Source organism: Streptomyces sp. HP-A2021 (genome assembly GCF_022807935.1).
Lineage (GTDB): Bacteria > Actinomycetota > Actinomycetes > Streptomycetales > Streptomycetaceae > Streptomyces > Streptomyces afghaniensis.
The window spans coordinates 7,205,819-7,222,030 of sequence record NZ_CP094344.1; the positions used below are offsets into that span (position 1 = coordinate 7,205,819).

At 72.5% G+C, this 16,212-nt stretch carries 13 protein-coding genes; 6 read left to right on the top strand and 7 right to left on the bottom strand.

Translation table 11 applies throughout. From position 1 onward, the window contains the following. Nucleotides 1–293: 293 nt before the first annotated feature. The 3 genes from MQE23_RS32550 to MQE23_RS32560 all read right to left on the bottom strand — a co-directional run bounded on the left by MQE23_RS32550 (nt 294) and on the right by MQE23_RS32560 (nt 3,851). Nucleotides 294–923, bottom strand: coding sequence for a TetR/AcrR family transcriptional regulator (locus MQE23_RS32550; RefSeq protein WP_020274478.1), 630 nt, complete (start codon nt 921–923; stop codon nt 294–296). Nucleotides 924–994: 71 nt separating this feature from the next. Then, the gene (locus tag MQE23_RS32555; RefSeq protein WP_243380976.1) at nt 995–3,079 is read right to left on the bottom strand and encodes a YhgE/Pip domain-containing protein; all 2,085 of its coding nucleotides are present in this window, start codon (nt 3,077–3,079) and stop codon (nt 995–997) included. Then, a complete protein-coding gene (locus tag MQE23_RS32560) occupies nt 3,051–3,851 on the bottom strand; it encodes an ATP-binding cassette domain-containing protein (RefSeq protein WP_243380977.1) in 801 nt (266 codons plus the stop codon). Before MQE23_RS32560 ends, MQE23_RS32555 begins: the two co-directional genes overlap by 29 nt. Nucleotides 3,852–4,030: 179 nt before the next feature. Between MQE23_RS32560 and MQE23_RS32565 the strand changes: the two genes are divergently transcribed. The 3 genes from MQE23_RS32565 to MQE23_RS32575 all read left to right on the top strand — a co-directional run bounded on the left by MQE23_RS32565 (nt 4,031) and on the right by MQE23_RS32575 (nt 6,279). Continuing rightward, a complete protein-coding gene (locus MQE23_RS32565; protein ID WP_037670879.1) occupies nt 4,031–4,594 on the top strand; it encodes an SAV_6107 family HEPN domain-containing protein in 564 nt (187 codons plus the stop codon). Nucleotides 4,595–4,791: 197 nt separating this feature from the next. After that, nucleotides 4,792–5,598: a methyltransferase gene (locus MQE23_RS32570; protein ID WP_020274474.1), complete on the top strand. Its 807-nt coding sequence runs from the start codon at nt 4,792–4,794 to the stop codon at nt 5,596–5,598. Between the two features lie 279 nt (nt 5,599–5,877). Then, nucleotides 5,878–6,279 carry a DUF3040 domain-containing protein gene (locus tag MQE23_RS32575; RefSeq protein ID WP_020274473.1) on the top strand — a complete coding sequence of 134 codons (402 nt, stop codon included), beginning with the start codon at nt 5,878–5,880 and terminating at the stop codon, nt 6,277–6,279. 113 nt (nt 6,280–6,392) lie between these two features. Here MQE23_RS32575 and MQE23_RS32580 read toward each other — a convergent pair whose 3' ends face one another. From MQE23_RS32580 to MQE23_RS32595, 4 genes are all read right to left on the bottom strand, one after another. After that, on the bottom strand, nt 6,393–8,786 hold the full coding sequence (locus MQE23_RS32580) for a DUF3488 and transglutaminase-like domain-containing protein (RefSeq protein WP_037670877.1): 2,394 nt from the start codon (nt 8,784–8,786) through the stop codon (nt 6,393–6,395). Continuing rightward, nucleotides 8,786–10,147: a DUF58 domain-containing protein gene (locus MQE23_RS32585; RefSeq protein WP_037670875.1), complete on the bottom strand. Its 1,362-nt coding sequence runs from the start codon at nt 10,145–10,147 to the stop codon at nt 8,786–8,788. The genes MQE23_RS32580 and MQE23_RS32585 overlap by 1 nt, the downstream gene beginning before the upstream one ends. Continuing rightward, nucleotides 10,147–11,187, bottom strand: a complete 1,041-nt coding sequence (locus MQE23_RS32590; protein ID WP_037670873.1) for a MoxR family ATPase — start codon at nt 11,185–11,187, stop codon at nt 10,147–10,149. Before MQE23_RS32590 ends, MQE23_RS32585 begins: the two co-directional genes overlap by 1 nt. 278 nt (nt 11,188–11,465) lie before the next feature. Further along, nucleotides 11,466–12,023 carry a carbonic anhydrase gene (locus tag MQE23_RS32595; RefSeq protein ID WP_243380978.1) on the bottom strand — a complete coding sequence of 186 codons (558 nt, stop codon included), beginning with the start codon at nt 12,021–12,023 and terminating at the stop codon, nt 11,466–11,468. A 368-nt stretch (nt 12,024–12,391) separates the two neighbouring features. Here MQE23_RS32595 and rsmH point away from each other — a divergent pair, with 368 nt between their 5' ends. The 3 genes from rsmH to MQE23_RS32610 all read left to right on the top strand — a co-directional run bounded on the left by rsmH (nt 12,392) and on the right by MQE23_RS32610 (nt 16,163). Next, entirely contained in the window at nt 12,392–13,348 is a 957-nt protein-coding gene (gene rsmH, locus MQE23_RS32600) for a 16S rRNA (cytosine(1402)-N(4))-methyltransferase RsmH (RefSeq protein WP_082319967.1), read from the top strand. A gap of 45 nt (nt 13,349–13,393) precedes the next feature. Further along, complete coding sequence (locus MQE23_RS32605) at nt 13,394–13,843, top strand: septum formation initiator family protein (protein ID WP_020274467.1); 450 nt, start codon at nt 13,394–13,396, stop codon at nt 13,841–13,843. Nucleotides 13,844–14,204: 361 nt separating this feature from the next. Beyond that, nucleotides 14,205–16,163: a penicillin-binding protein 2 gene (locus MQE23_RS32610; protein WP_279345167.1), complete on the top strand. Its 1,959-nt coding sequence runs from the start codon at nt 14,205–14,207 to the stop codon at nt 16,161–16,163. Nucleotides 16,164–16,212: the final 49 nt, after the last annotated feature.

A 16,212-nucleotide genomic window follows, 5' to 3' on the forward strand; every position in this document is an offset into this window, starting at 1 on the left:
GTGGAGGCACGGAGAGGGGGCACGGCCCCGGTACCGGCGACACGGGGCGCCGGAACGGGACCGGGCCCACGATCCGCTCCTTCCGCCGACGGTGTCGGCGGGAGCGAGGCACGGGGGAGAACCGGGGGACGACCGAACGGGGGTCCTGCGGGGGGACGTACGGGGGAGCAGGAAAACGGGGGAGCAGGGAAGGCGCCGGTTCGAGGTGGCCCGCGGGGGACGCGGCCACAGCGGACCGGCGCTTTCGCATCTGCGCCGGGGCGCCCTCAGCGGCAGCCGCTCAGGGCGTGTCCTCAGCGGCAGCCGCTCACCCGTCCCTGGAGCAGCCGGGACAGCGCCGCGTGGACGTCGTCCAGGGAGCGTTCCGGCTGGAAGGACTTCCAGTCCAGCGCGGCCACCAGGACCATGCCGACCAGCGCGGCCGCCGTCAGCGGGACGTCGATCTCGTCGCTGAACTCGCCGCCCGCCACACCCGCGCGCAGCACGTCCTCCACGACTGCGACGGCCTGCTGCCGGACCACCATCAGCGTCGACTGCCAGGCCCGGTTGGTGCGCCACAGCTCGGCCACGTACAGCTGCGTGAAGGCCGGGTAGCGGTCGATGAAGACCAGCCCCGCGCGGATCATCGCGTCCAGGGCGTCGACCTTGGTGCCGCCCTCCCGGGCGGTCCGCTCGGCCGCTTCCCGCAGGGAGGCGGTGAGGAGGCCCACTCCGTGCCGCAGCAGTTCCTCGAAGAGGACGGACTTGCTCGCGAAGTTGTAGTAGACCGTGCCCTTCGCGACTCCGGCACGCTCGGCGATCTCGTCCACGGTCGTGGCGGAGAACCCCTGCTCGGCGATGAGCGTGACGGCCGCCTCGTAGAGCTTCTGCCGGGTGGCCTCGCGGCGCGTGCTGCCGCCCGACGCGGCACTGCTGCTTTCCATGGCCCTGATTGTCACAGGAACCTTTCCGGGGGATGTCACCGAAGGGCTCACAGGGGGTGTCACCGCAGGACTCACAGGCTCAGCTCCGGGTGCAGCCGGTCCAGCGTCCAGACCTGGCGGCGGCGGGCCGCCACGGCGGTCAGCGCGAGGGCGCCGGCGGTGAACGCCGTCAGCACCACGCACGCGTGCCACACCGGTTCCAGACCGCCGCCCGTGATGAGCCTGCGCAGCGCCTCGACGACGTAGCTCATCGGCAGGAACGGGTGGAGCGCGTTGAAGAAGCCGGGGCTGGTCTGCACGGGGTACGTGCCGCCCGCCGACGTCAGCTGGAGCATCAGCAGGGCGAGGACGAGGATCCGCCCCGCCGCCCCGAAGCGCGCGTTCAGCCACTGCACGATCGCCGCGAAGCACGCCGTCACCAGGAACAGGAAGCCCACCGTCCCGGCCGCCCGCGCCATCTCCAGGCCGACCGCCCAGTGCAGCACCGACATCAGGGCCACCGTCTGGAGCACCCCGATCGCCACCACCGGCAGCCAGCCGGCCAGCGCGATCCGCCATGCCGGGGCGCCCGCGGCGAGCGCGCGCCGGTTCATCGGCGCGATCAGCATGTAGGCCACCATCGCGCCCACCCACAGCGACAGCGGGATGAAGTACGGGGCGAACCCGGTGCCGTAGTTGGGCGCCTTGTGCAGGTCCTGGGAGGCGAGCCGCACGGGGTCGGCCATGACCTCGGTGCGCTGGTCGCGGTCCTGCTTGTCGTAGTCGGGGATCCGCTCCGCCCCGTCGTGCAGCCCGCCGGCGAGCTTGCCGGAGCCGTCGACGAGCTTGAACATGCCGCCGTTGAGGTCGTCCGCGCCCGTCTTCAGATCGCCGACGCCCTTGTCCAGGTCGACGGCACCGGTCTTGGCCGTGCCGAGGCCCTTGTGCAGCTTCTTCGCGCCGGCGGCGACCTCGGCCGCCCCGTCGTTCAGCTTGTTGATCTTCTTGACGGCGTCGTCGAGGTCCTCGGAGAGGTGCGGCGCGCGGTCGGCGAGGGCCTGGGACTGCTTCTGGAGGGTGGCGAGGTTCTTGTCGAGCTTCGTCAGATCGCCGTTCTGGTCCGCGATCAGCGTGTTGACGTCGCCTGCGATGACGGCCGCGTCGGCCGCCGCGTCCTTGGCCTTCTTCAGGTCGGCGCAGGCGGCGTCGGGCAGGACGGGGTCGTCGCAGCGCCTGGCGTAGACGCCGTTCAGCGTGTCCGACGCCGTACGGGCGCCCTTGGCCGCGGTCGGGGCAGTCTTCGCCAGGGTGTCCAGGTGTTTGCGGATCGCACCGGAGGAGTCGGCGACCAGCTGGGCGGTGTCGCCGATGGTCTTCTCGTTGCCCTTGAGGAAGGGGCCCACCTTGCCGTCGTACGTGTTGACCTTGTCGGCGAGCTTCCGCGTGCCTTCCGCGACCCGCTTCGAGCCGTCCGCCACGGCGCCCGCGCCCTTGTGGAGCTTCTTCAGGCCCGTGGACAGATCGCCGCTGCCGTCCTTGGCGTCCTTCAGGCCGTCGGCGAGGTCCTTGGAACCCTTCTCGGCCTTGCCGATGCCGCCCTTGAGCTGGTCGGCACCCTTCGCCGCCTTCACGGTCTTGCCGTGGATGTCGGAGAACGAGACGAAGATCTTGTCCAGGAAGGACCGCGACGTCTTCGTGGACGCGGCCTGCCGCACCTCGCTGAACACCGTCCGGGAGATCTGCCCGACGATGTAGTTGTTGGCGTCGTTCGTGTGCACCTGGAGGGCGCCGGTCTCCGGGGAGTTCCCGGAGCTGGAGGCGATCCGCTCGCTGAAGTCGGCGGGCAGGGTGAGTGACAGGTAGTACGTGCCGTCCTCGACGCCCCTGCGGGCCTCGGCGGCGCTCACTTCCTGCCAGTCGAAGGTCTTGCTGTCGTGCAGGCCCTTCGTGATGTCGTCGCCCGCCGTGATCTTCTTCCCGTCGGCGGTCGCCCCCTTGTCGTCGTTCACGAGTGCCACGGGGATACGGTCCAGACGGCCGTACGGGTCCCAGAACGACCACAGGTACAGCGCGCCGTACAGCAGCGGCAGCACCAGCAGCGCCACCAGCGCGGCGCGCGGCAGCTTGCCCCGGCCGAAGCGGCGGAGCTCAAGCGCGGCCAGTCTCGGCGAGCGCATCGGCCTTCTCCTCTCCCTGGTCGGCCTTTTCGTCCTCGTCGGCCGGGTCGTCCTGGATCTCCTGTGCGTCCTGGCTTTCCTCGGTGGACACCCTGACGGCGCCCTCGGGGGCCTCACTGCACACCGCCACGACCGTCGTCCCGGCGTCGGCGAGGGACCTGAGCAGGGACCAGACCTCGTCCCGCTCGCCGTCCGAGAGCTTGAGGTCGGTGTCGTCGACCCCGAGCAGCCGGGGCCGGCCGACGAGCGCGAGGGCGATGGACAGCCGCAGCGCCTCCACGCGCTCCAGATCGCGTACGGCGGTACGGGGCCCCTTGGGCAGTGCCTCCAGGTCGAGGCCGACGGCGGCCAGTGCCGCGTCGACGCGCTGACCGGCCTCGGCCGCCCGCTCGCCGCGGGGCCGCAACAGCCCGCGCAGGGAGTCGCCGAACCGCCGCTGGAGCAGCGCCCGTTCCCGCAGGTGCTCGCCGACGGTCAGGGCCGGGTCGAGGTCGCTGACCCCGGGCACATGGGCCAGGGCACTGACACGGCGCACCGCCGACAGCTGCTTGGGGAGCCTGGCCTCGCCGACGGTCGCGGTGCCCTCCGCGATCTTCATCCGCCCCGTCAGCGCGAGCAGCAGGCACGTACGGCCGGACCCGGACGGGCCCTCGACCGTGACGAGCGATCCCGGCTCGGCGTCGACGGAGATCCCGCGGAACGCCCACCCGCGCGGCCCTTTGACCCCAAGGCCCGCAGCGGCGATCCGCGCCCCTCCCACTCGTTCCCCCACGAGTCTCCCTCGATCTCTCGGAGAATTTGAACTGACTGGTCAGTGCAAAAACTACTCCGAACCTACGATCGAAGCAAAACCGCAGGTCAGAACGGATTGTCAGTGCCATACCTCACGATGGGTCACATACGGCACTCCGTGGCCGGACGTGCCGTCACACAGACGACAGGAGGTTCGTCATGGCCAGCTACCACGCAGCAGCCGCCCGCCGGCGCCGCGCCACCGGCCCTGCCCCCTCACTGACCGGCCCGGCGAGCGACGTGCACCCCGTGCTGCGCCGGGCCACGGCCCCGCCCGCCGCTCTCGACCTGCTCGCCCAGGCCCGCGCCGGCCTCGAAGAGGCCGCCGTCCTGGAGACACCGAACGAGCGCTATGCGACGGCCCATCTCGCCGCCCTCCGCACCGCCGCCGCCGTGCTCGCCGCCCGGGGGCGGCCGGAGACCTCGCCCCGGGCCCGGGCCAAGATCAGGAGCGCCTGGGAAGTGCTCCCCGAGATCGCGCCCGAACTGTCCGAGTGGAGCGCGCTGTTCGCGTCCGGCGCCCGGCGCCGCGCCCGGGCCGAGGCGGGCATCCAGGACGCGGCCAGCAGCCGGGACGCCGACGACCTGATACGGGACGTGGCGATGTTCCTCCGCCTCGTCGAGCGCATGCTGGTCCTCCAGCCGGTCCTCCCACAGCCCCGCGCGGACCAGGACCGGCCCGAGGGGCCGGGGGAGGGGCGGGACATGCCGGACGCGGGCTGAGCGGGCAGCGGGCGGCGCGTGTCCGCCCGGTCGTGCCGACGCGCGTCCGGGTGAGCACCGGGCCATGCCGGCTGCCCTGCCGGAGGCAATAGGGTGGGGGACGCCTGAAGTCTTCCCTCCCCGCCGCCGGGGCCGGGGAAGACACCCCGTTCGCTCCGCCGTGCAAGAGGCGGTGCCGCGCCGAGGAGTCAACTGCCGTGTCGGACCCGATGCGCCCCCGCGCCTCACTCCGTACCGCCGTGGTCTGGGAGGTCCTCCAGGACGCCCTGGACCGCCGGGTCAAGGCCACGGGTCGGGAGTCGCTGGACGTTCTCGACACCGGGGGCGGCAGCGGCAACTTCGCGGTGCCCGTCGCCCGACTCGGCCACCGGGTCACCGTCGTCGACCCCAGTCCCAACGCCCTGTTCGCCCTGGAGCGCCGCGCCGCCGAGGCAGGAGTCGCCGAGAGGGTGAAGGGCGTGCAGGGCGACGCCCACGGCCTCTTCGACGTGGCCGAGCGCGGCGGCTACGACGTGGTGCTGTGCCACGGCGTCCTGGAGTACGTGGACGACCCGGCCGAGGGCGTCCGCAACGCGGTGGCCGCCCTGCGCTCGGAGGGCGTCCTCAGCCTGCTCGCCGCCGGTCTCGGGGGCGCCGTGCTGGCCCGCGCCCTTGCCGGTCACTTCAAGGAGGCCCGTCAGGCGCTCGACGACCCGAACGGTCGATGGGGCACGGGTGACCCCGTCCCGCGCCGCTTCACCGCCGAACAGCTCACCGGGCTGGTCGAGGGCGCGGGCCTGCGCGTCGGCGCCGTGCACGGCGTGCGGGTCTTCGCCGACCTCGTGCCCGGCGTCCTCGTCGACACCGAGCCCGGCGCCCTGGAGGCGCTGCTGAAGCTGGAGGAGGCCGCCGCCGAGCTTCCCGCCTTCCATTCGGTGGCCACGCAGCTTCATGTGCTGGGCGAGACCGCTGAGACTGCTGAGACCGGTGAGGCGATCGAGACCGGTGGGTCCGCCGAGGCCTGAGGCCCCTCCTGAGGTACCGCCGCTGATCAGCGCCTTGGCTGCGCATGGAGTACGCCACAGGCCCCCCGAACGGCGGCTTGGCGCCGTATGATCGAGGGAGACCGTTCCGGCATGACGGGTCGGCCGCCGGGGAATGGAAGCCTCAGCGAGCCGGGTCGTGCGTGGCGGATTCCGGTTGGCCAATTGGCGCAGAGGGGCGGGTTTCACGGGGGCGATTCCCTGCCTATCCTGAAGAGACCCCCCGGGTCGCCCCGGCGACTGCACGATGAGGAGGACTCCGTGCCGCTCTCGGAGCACGAGCAGCGCATGCTCGAGCAGATGGAGCGAGCGCTGTACGCCGAAGATCCCAAGTTCGCGTCGGCGCTTGAGGGAAGCGGGCTGCGTACGTACACCCGGCGGCGGGTCTACCAGGCGGTCGCGGGCTTCCTCGTAGGTATTGCGCTCCTCATGGCCGGTATGGTCGCCAAGCAGGTCTGGCTCAGCGTTGTGGGCTTCCTCGTCATGCTGGGTTGTGCGGTGCTCGCCGTGACCGGCTGGCGCAAGGCCCCCAAGCCGGGCGAACAGGCGGCCGGGGCCGGCGGACAGCCGGCCGCCCGCCGACAGGGCCGGCAACGGCGCTCCATGATGGACCGCATCGAGCAGCGCTGGCAGAAGCGCCGCGACGAGCAGGGCGGCCATTAGCCCGGAGCGCAGCTCTCCAGGACAAGCAAAGACATGAGTCAGGGGTGACCACCGACTGGGTGGTCACCCCTGACGTGTGCGTAGCGGGCGGGACGGCCTCGCGAGGGTGCCCGTCAGCCCTGCTGCCCCGATGCCTTCCGCCACGTCGGCCGCAGCGCCAGGGCACGTGACCGCACGCCCGACCACCGGGCCGACGCCGCCCACACCACGCGCACGGTGGAGCGCGGGACGAGGACCGCACGGAGCCTGGCGCCGCGGCCGACCCCGGCGCTCAGGCCCGCTGCCGCACGGCGGACATCGTCCGTGAGGCCGGCCGTCGGGCGGGGGTGCGGTGCGTACAGGACCTGCTCCACCGCGTTCGCCACCCGGTGCACCGAGGCCGCGGCCGTTTCGTCGAGGGAGCCCAGCCGGACGATACGGGCGGCTGCCTTGCGCGGCGTCTGCGACTCGTCCGGCGCGATGCCGAAGTCCCACGCCGTGTCGGTGAGCTCCTGCCAGACGGCCAGTGTGTGCGGCACCGCGTCCGCCTCACCACGGCCGTGCGCCCCCAGCCGGACCGCGCGGGTCCGCAGGCGCCACAGCATCGGTGCCAGCGGGAGCGTCAGGAGGGCGAGGCCGCCCAGCGCCCAGGCCAGGATCGCGTACCACTTCGGGCCGTCGTCGCCCGTGGGCAGCACCGCCTGCGGGGACTCGCTCGCGCACCCGCCGTCCAGCTTCTTCTGCTCCGGTGTGCAGCTGTCGCTCGTCGAGGGCGTCGGGGACGGCGCGGCGGACGACGTCTGGGACGGGCGTGCCACGTCCGGCACCGAGCTGCCGGGGTTGTCCGGCAGGGTGTACGGCGGCATCGAGCCGCGGTTCGGAGTCGGCTCGAAGCGGGTCCAGCCCACGCCCTCGAAGTACAGCTCGGGCCAGGCGTGCGCGTCGCGCAGCCCCACCGACACCGAGCCGTCCGCCTGCGGGGAACCGGGTGCGAAGCCCACCGCGACCCGGGCCGGTATGCCCAGGGAGCGGGCCATCGCCGCCATGGCGAAGGAGAAGTGCACGCAGAAGCCCTGCTTGTCCTTCAGGAAGCGGGCGATGCCCTCCGAGCCGCTGCCGACCTGCACCTGGGTGTCGTACTCGAAGCCGCCGGTCACGGCGAACCAGTCCTGGAGCTTGACCGCCTGGTCGTAGGGGTTGGCGGCGCCCGCGGTGACCTGGCGGGCGGTGCGGGCCACCACCGGCGGCAGCGAGTCGGGCAGCTTGGTGAAGTCGCGCTCGATGGCCGCCGGCGGGGGCCCGGCCGAGGCCAGCTGATCCGCCGTCGGCTGCACGTCCAGGCTCTTGACCTGATATGTCAGCCCTCGTGTGTTCTGGCCGTGGTCGCCGACCAGCGTCATGCCCAGGGGCTCGTAACGCCAGTTGCCCCGGATGCTGACGCCGCTCGGCGGGTACGGCATGGGCAGCCAGTCCTGGGCGTACCAGCCGGCCGCCGTGATCGTGGTGTCGACCTCCGTGCGCTTGACGTCGGGGCCGAGGCCGATCGGGGTCGGGAAGGTGCCGTCGGGCACGGCGGTGATGGAGCGCCGGGCCGGCTTCCAGGTGGTGCCGTCGAAGTCGTCCAGGGAGACGATCCGCAGATAGAGGTCCGAGACGTCGGCCATCTTCGTCTTCACGGACAGGACCTGCCGGTCCTCGTCCACGTTCAGGTTGTCGCGCAGCGACACCAGCGGGTTCACGGCGGAGATCGTGCCGCCGTTGCCCGTGCCGCCGCCCGCGCCCGTCCCCACGGAGTCCAGCAGGCCGCCGTTCATCGCGGGCAGGCCGAGCGGCACCACCAGGGCGATGCCCAGAGCGACCACGCCGATGCGCCGGCCGGTCCGGACCGGGGCGACGGCGCCGCTCGGTTCCCCTCCGGCCGTGCGCGGGGCCCCGCCGAAGACCCGGCCCCACTGGGAGAGCCGGTCCCGGCCCTCGGCCAGCAGCAGCATCAGATAACCGGCCGCCGCGACCAGGAACCACAGCCAGTCCGCACCCCCGTCGGACAGCCCCGCGGCCACCGAATACAGGGCGAGCAGCGGCAGACCGGCCGGGGCGGCGCTGCGGAAGGTCACCGCGAGGGTGTCCACCAGCAGCCCGATGATCAGGACACCGCCGATGAGCATCAGCCGGATGCCGTCGGACTCCAGGGGCGCCGGGATCGCGTACCGCGCGATGTCGTCCCCGCCCTGCCTGAGCAGCAGCGCGAAGCGGTCGAAGGCCTCCGGCCCGGGCACCAGCCCGGCGAGGGCCTGCTCACGGGCGAACACGAACGTCAGCAGCACCACCGTGACAACGGCCTGGGCCGCCACCGTCAGCGGTCGCGCCAGCGGCACCCTGCGGGCCGCGGCCCCCACGCCCGCCTGCACGGCCAGCAGGAAGGCCGCCTGCACGATCCAGGTCGCCGGTTTGACGAGGGGCAGCAGGGCGCACGCGGCCATCAGCGTGGCCGCCCACGCGCCCAGCGTCAGCCGTACCCGCCCGCTCATCACGGTCCCTCCCCGCCGCTCGCGGCGGCCACGCCCCTGCGCTCCCGGTCGGCCTGCCGCCACAGCTCGTCCAGGGCGGCACCCCGCGGCACCCCGAGGGCCGTCCAGCCCGCCTCGCGCAGCATGCGCAGCCGCTCCCCGCTCCGGTCCAACGGACCGGGTACGTCGCTCGGTTCCCGCACCCAGGTGTCGCTGTCCAGCACGAAGGCGACCGCGCCCGGGCTGCGCTGCCGCATCCGGCCCAGCACGGCCGCCTGCTCCTCGTCCAGGTCGCCGAGGAAGGCCACCAGCAGCCCCTCGTTCCCGCCGCGCAGCACGTCGTAGGCCCGGGACAGACCCGCGCCGTCGGAGTGGTCGATCACCGCGAGGGTGTCCATCATCAGCCCGGCCGCGTCCGCCGAACCCTGGCTCGCGCCCGCGAAGCCGTCACCGCCCTCGCCGGGCACCGCGTTGCCGGTGTCCGTCAACAGCCGTACCGAGAAGCCCCGTTCGAGCATGTGCACCAGCACGGACGCGGCGCCCGACACGGCCCACTCGAAGGCCGAGTCCGGGCCCGCGCCCTGGTAGGCGATGCCCCGGGTGTCGAGCAGCACCGTGCAGCGGGCGCGCTGCGGCTGCTCCTCGCGGCGCACCATCAGCTCGCCGTAGCGGGCCGTGGAGCGCCAGTGCACCCGGCGCAGGTCGTCGCCGTAGCGGTACCCGCGCGGGATCACGTCGTCCTCGCCGGCCAGCGCGAGTGAGCGCTGCCGCCCGTCGCCGTACCCCTTCGCCTCGCCGCTGAGGCGCACCGGCGCCAGCGCCTCCACGCGCGGGATCACCGTCAGGGTGTCGTACGTCGAGAAGGACCGGGTCAGCTCGCACATGCCGAACGGGTCGGTCAGGCGCAGCTGGAGCGGGCCCAGCGGGTAGCGGCCGCGCAGGTCGGAGCGCACCCGGTAGGACACCTCGCGCCGGCCGCCCGCCTCCATCCGGTCGAGCACGAAACGGGGCCGGGGGCCGAGCACGTACGGCACCCGGTCCTGGAGCATCAGCAGGCCCGTGGGCAGCCGCGAGACGTTGTCCATCCGCAGGTGGACCCGGGCCTCGCTGCCGGCCGGCACGCGCGCGGGGGAGAGGCGGCGGCTGCCCGCGACCCGGTAGCGCGTGCGGTACAGCACCGTCGCGCACACCAGCGGCAGCACCGCCAGCAGCAGGCCCACGCGCAGCAGGTCGCTCTGCCCGAGCACATACGCACAGACGGCGGCCGCGACGCCGGCGGCCAGGAAGGAGCGTCCGCGGGTGGTCAGACCGGCCAGGGCGGTGCGGATGCCGCCCTTCTCGTCCCGGTCGGCCTCCGCCTGCCCCGCCCCCGCGGTGGTCATCACAGCCTCCGCGGCGGCTGCTGGGGATACGCCGGCACGCCCCGGCCGAGGCCGCCGAAGCCGCTCTGCTGCTGGGGCGCGGCCGGCACCGGGGTGCGCTGGAGGATCTCCTCGACGACCTGCTCGGCCGTGCGGCGGTTGAGCTGGGCCTGGGCGGTGGGCAGCAGACGGTGGGCCAGGACGGCGACCGCGAGTGCCTGCACGTCGTCCGGCAGCGCGTACTCCCGGCCGCTCAGGGCCGCGGACGCCTTCGCCGCGCGCAGCAGGTGCAGCGTCGCGCGCGGGGAGGCGCCCAGTCTCAGGTCGGGGTGCGTGCGCGTGGCGCCGACCAGCTCCACCGCGTAGCGCCGGACCGGCTCGGCCACGTGGACGCCGCGCACCGCCTCGATCAGCTTGAGGATCTCGTGCGCGTGGGCCACGGGCTGGAGGTCCTCCAGCGGCGAGACGCCGCCGTGCACGTCCAGCATCTGAAGCTCGGCCTCGGCGCTCGGGTAGCCGACCGAGACCCGGGCCATGAAGCGGTCGCGCTGGGCCTCCGGCAGCGGGTAGGTGCCCTCCATCTCGACCGGGTTCTGCGTCGCCACCACCATGAAGGGGCTGGGCAGCTCGTAGGTCTTGCCGTCGATGGTGACCTGGCGCTCCTCCATGGACTCCAGGAGCGCGGACTGCGTCTTGGGCGAGGCGCGGTTGATCTCGTCGCCGATCACCACCTGCGCGAAGATCGCGCCCGGCTTGAACTCGAAGTCGCGGCGCTGCTGGTCCCATATGGACACACCGGTGATGTCCGAGGGCAGCAGGTCGGGCGTGAACTGGATGCGCCGCACCGAGCAGTCGATGGACCGCGCCAGTGCCTTGGCGAGCATCGTCTTGCCGACACCCGGGACGTCCTCGATCAGCAGATGTCCCTCGGCGAGCAGTACGGTCAGCGAGAGCCGTACGACCTCGGGCTTGCCCTCGATCACGCCTTCCACCGACTCCCGCACGCGTTCCACCACGGCGGTCAGATCAGTGAGGCTCGCTCGATCGTCATAGGTCGTCACCCGGCCCTCCTCGGCCTTTCCCTTGCTCCCAGGGAGCACGGGATACCCCATTTTCCCGGGTCGACGCCGCATGACGCGGGCCGGCCCACCCCGAACCACGGACACCACGCGTGAAAAGTTCCGCGTGACGCCACTCCCGCATTCTTGCTGCCGTTACCGATTCGTGTCACTCGACTGTGGACAACTGGCCGCGATATGTCGGTCTTGCGAGCATTCGAACGTGTGACTGACAGGCTTTCGACAGCTACAGCAGGTTGTGTCCGGGGCGGGCGACCGGGTCAGGCGGCGGGGTCGACCTCCCGCAGCCGGCCGGTCTTCACGTCGAAGACGAAGCCCCGCACGTCGTCCGTGTGCGGCAGGAACGGCGAGGTGCGCACGCGCTGCATCGACTGCCGTACGTCCTGGTCGACGTCCCGGAAGGACTCCACCGCCCACGCCGGGCGCTGGCCGACCTCGGCCTCCAGCTCGTTGCGGAAGTCCTCGGTGAGGCTCTCCAGGCCGCAGCCCGTGTGGTGGATGAGGACGATGCTGCGCGTCCCCAGCTTGCGCTGGCTGATGGTGAGGGAGCGGATCACGTCGTCGGTGACGACGCCGCCCGCGTTGCGGATCGTGTGGCAGTCGCCCAGTTCGAGACCGAGCGCCGCGTGCAGGTCGAGGCGGGCGTCCATGCAGGCCACGACGGCGACGTGCAGCACGGGCCGGGCGTCCATCCCCGGGTCGGTGAACTCGGCGGCGTACCGGGCGTTGGCGTCGACCAGGCGGTCGGTGACCGTGCCACTGTCGGCTGGGGCGTTCTCCGAGGCTGTGGGAACCGATGCAGAAGTCGTCATATCCATGACGTTACTGGTCACACCCCGTCCGGGCCTCTTGTGAGAGTGGACAAAGAATGTCAGCGAGCCTGTGGTGTGAGGTAACCCACAAGGGTGGTGTGCCGGCGGTCGCGACGCGCAGGCCGGTTGATTGACCGGGAGACAGGGTGGACTAAAGTGACGCGAAGCGGGAGGCGAGACTCTCCCCGCTGGACTGTTTTCCCCGGAGACCCCGGCGACGACCGGAGATCTCCCCACGTGCGCGGCGCGTACGTACGGCTCGGCCTCCTCCCGCTCGCGGTCGGCTGACGCTTCCGGCGCCGGCAGGCCTCCCCTTCACGAGCGGGCGGGGACCCGGCGGTGCGTAGGGGCCGCGCCGGATCTGAGAGGGCCCCTTGAGCCAGAGTCGACACGTCCCGGTGATGCTCCAGCGGTGCCTGGATCTGCTGGCACCCGCCCTGGAGGACCCGGAGGCCGTGGTCGTCGACTGCACCCTCGGCCTCGGCGGTCACAGCGAGGCTCTCCTGGCGAGGTTCCCCGGGGTCCGCCTCGTCGCCCTGGACCGCGACAAGGAGGCCCTGCGCCTGTCCGGCGAGCGCCTCGCGCCCTACGGGGAGCGCGCCACCCTCGTCCACGCGGTGTACGACGAGCTCCCCGAGGTGCTGCGCAAGCTCGGCATCGCGCGCGTGCAGGGCGTGTTGTTCGACCTCGGCGTCTCCTCGATGCAACTCGACGAGGCCGACCGCGGCTTCGCCTACGCCCAGGACGCCCCGCTCGACATGCGCATGGACCAGACGTCCGGGGTCAGCGCCGCCGAGGTCCTCAACACGTACCCGCCGGGCGAGCTGGTGCGCATCCTGAGGGCGTACGGCGAGGAGAAGCAGGCCAAGCGGATCGTGTCCGCGATCGTGCGCGAGCGCGAGAAGGAGCCGTTCAGCACCAGCGCGCGGCTGGTCGAGCTGATCAGGGACGCACTGCCGCAGGCCGCCAAGCGCACCGGCGGCAACCCGGCCAAGCGCACCTTCCAGGCTCTGCGCATCGAGGTCAACGGCGAGCTCGCCGTCCTGGAGCGGGCGATCCCGGCCGCCGTGAAGGCGCTGGACGTGGGCGGGCGGATCGCCGTGCTGTCGTACCACTCGCTGGAGGACCGGCTGGTCAAGCAGGTGTTCGCGGCGGGCGCCGCCACCACGGCGCCGCCCGGGCTGCCCGTCGTGCCCGAGCGCTACCAGCCGCGGCTCAAGCTGCTCACGCGTGGTGCCGAACTCCCCACCGAGGAGGAGATCGCGGAGAACCGGCGGGCGGCACCGGCGCGGCTGCGCGGCGCCCAGCGCATCAGGGAGGACATCGAGTGAGCCACGTGCAGGGCGGGCGGGTGTCCCGGACCCGGAGGAGCGTGAGTGAGCAGTAAACCCGAACTGAAGGGGAGGGCGGCACGTCTCGCGCAGCTCTTCCCGACCGGCCCCGGGCAGGCGGCCCGCACCCCCTTCGTCCTCCTCGTGGTCCTCCTCCTCGGCGGTGGTCTCATCGGCCTCCTGGTGCTGAACTCGGCCCTGAGCGAAGGCGCGTTCAAGCTCGACGACCTCCAGCGCGAGACCAAGAGCCTCACCGACGAGGAACAGGCCCTTCAGCGGGACATCGACGCCTACTCCGCTCCCGAGGCCCTCCAGCGCCGCGCCCGCGAACTCGGCATGGTCCCCGGCGGCGACCCCGCCTTCCTCGCCCCCGACGGCACGGTCAAGGGCGTCCCCAGCCCCGCCCCCGGCCTCTGGCAGACCTCGGCCCACATCCCCCTGGTCCTGGCCCCCGAGGCCATGTCCAACGGCTCCACCTCGACCTTCGGCAGGTGACGGAAGTGACCGACAGGGAACCCCCGCGCCGTCGCGTGCCGAGCCTCGCCGGGCCCGGCTGCGCTCCTGGTCCCGGCGTTCGTCAGGTCCTCGGCGCGGCTTCCGTTGCTGGGTGCGCGGCGGACCGGGCTTTCGGCCGACTGACGGGGGCGCCTGCCGGGCAGTCGCCGCACCGCCCCGTGCCCGGCCCCGCCAGGGCCGCCGGTCCCGAGGCCCGCGGCCGGTGCGGTGCGCGCCTGCCGGCGGCGGAGAGGCCGTCGCCGACCGTCGCCCGTGGTGCCGGGTGCCGCCCAGGCCCGCGTCCGAGTGCCGCCGCGTCCGCCAGTCCTCAGCTCACCCCGACCCCAGGCAGGTGACGGAAGTGACCGACAGGGAACCCCCGCGCCGTCGCGTGCCCGGCCCCGCCAGGCCCGCCCGTCCCGACGCCCGGCGCCGTCCCGGCCCGGGTGCCCGTCCGGCCCGTCGTCCGGGCCCGGCCCGGACGACGGCGCCCAAGCCGCTCCGGCTGGGCAGCCCGCGTCCCCGGCTGCGTCTGGTCGGGCTCGCGCTGACGCTGGTGCTGATCGCCTTCGTCGTGCGGCTGTTCCAGGTACAGGCCGTCGACGCGAGCACGTACGCCGCCAAGGCCGAACAGAACCGGTACGTCGGGCAGGTGCTGGCCGCCGACCGGGGGGAGATCACCGATCGGTCCGGTGTGGCCCTGGCGACCAGCGAGGACGCCTACGACATCACGGCCGACCCCACGATGTTCGCCCCTGATCAGGTGAAGGTCGGGGACGGCCCCGAGCAGGCGGCCGCGCTGCTCGCGCCGATCCTGGGCCAGGAGCAGGAGGCCCTGGTCAAGAAGCTGCGGCCGAAGAACAAGGCGCTGCGGTACGTGAAGCTGGCCTCCCGCCAGACCCCGCAGGTCTGGAAGCAGATCAAGGACCTCAAGTCCGCGCTCGCCAAGAAGCAGGAGACGGACAAGTCCGCGCACAACGTCCTCGCGGGTGTCTTCTCCGTCGCCACCAGCAAGCGCGTGTACCCCAACGGCGACCTCGCCGCCGGGATACTGGGCTGGGTCAACGGCGAGGGCAAACCGGGCGGCGGCATCGAGCTCCAGCTGGACAAGCGGCTGGCCGGCAAGGACGGCAAGATCCGCTACGCCCAGTCCGGCGGCCGGCTCGTCCCCACCGCGGGCTCCACCGAGACACCCGCCGTGCCCGGCAGCGACGTCGAGCTCACCATCGACCGCGACATCCAGTGGGCCGCCCAGAAGGCCATCAGCGACCAGGTGAAGGAGTCCGCGGCCGACCGCGGCTACGTCATCGTCCAGGACACCCGCACCGGCCAGGTCCTGGCCATGGCCAACTCACCCGGCTTCGACCCCAACGACCTGTCCGGCGCCGACCCCACAGCCCTCGGCAACGCGGCCCTCCAGGACGCCTTCGAGCCCGGCTCCACCGCCAAGGTCATGTCGATGGCGGCCGTCCTCCAGGAGGGCGCCGCCACCCCGATGACCCACGTCGTCGTGCCCAACCGGCTGCACCGCGGCGACCGGCTCTTCAAGGACGACGTGAACCACCCGACCTGGCACCTGACGCTCAACGGCGTCCTCGCCAAGTCCAGCAACATCGGCACCATCCTCGCCACCGGACAGCTCGGCAGGACCCAGGCCCAGTCCAACAAGGTCCTCTACGACTACCTTCGCAAGTTCGGCCTCGGCAGCTACACCGGCCTCGGCTTCCCCGGCGAGACCAAGGGCATCCTCGCACCGCCCGACAAGTGGTCGACCTCGCAGCAGTACACGATCCCTTTCGGCCAGGGCGTCTCCATCAACGCCATGCAGGCGGCGTCGGTGTACTCGACCATCGCCAATGGCGGCGTGCGCGTCGAGCCCACGCTCGTACGCGGCACCAAGGGCCCCGACGGACGCTTCGTCCCGGCCCCCAAGCCCGAGAAGACCCGGGTCGTCAGCGCCAAGACGGCGAAGACCCTCGCCCAGATGCTGGAGTCGGTCGTGGACGACGAGGAGGGCACGGGCACCAAGGCGCGCATCCCCGGCTACCGCGTCGCAGGCAAGACGGGCACCGCCAACCGCGTGGATCCGGCCACCGGCAAGTACAAGGGCTACACGTCGTCGTTCGCCGGGTTCGCCCCCGCCGACAAGCCCCGCATCACCGTCTACTGCGCCATCCAGAACGCCACCAAGGGCAACTACTTCGGCGGCCAGATCTGCGGCCCCGTCTACAAGCAGGTCATGGAGTTCGCACTGAAGTCCCTCCAGGTCCCGCCGACCGGGGCCAAGCCCGCGAGGCTGCCCGTCACGTTCAAGAACTGAGGACCGCCCCGACCCGCCCCCGAGGACCGACCCAATCCGCCCCCGAGGA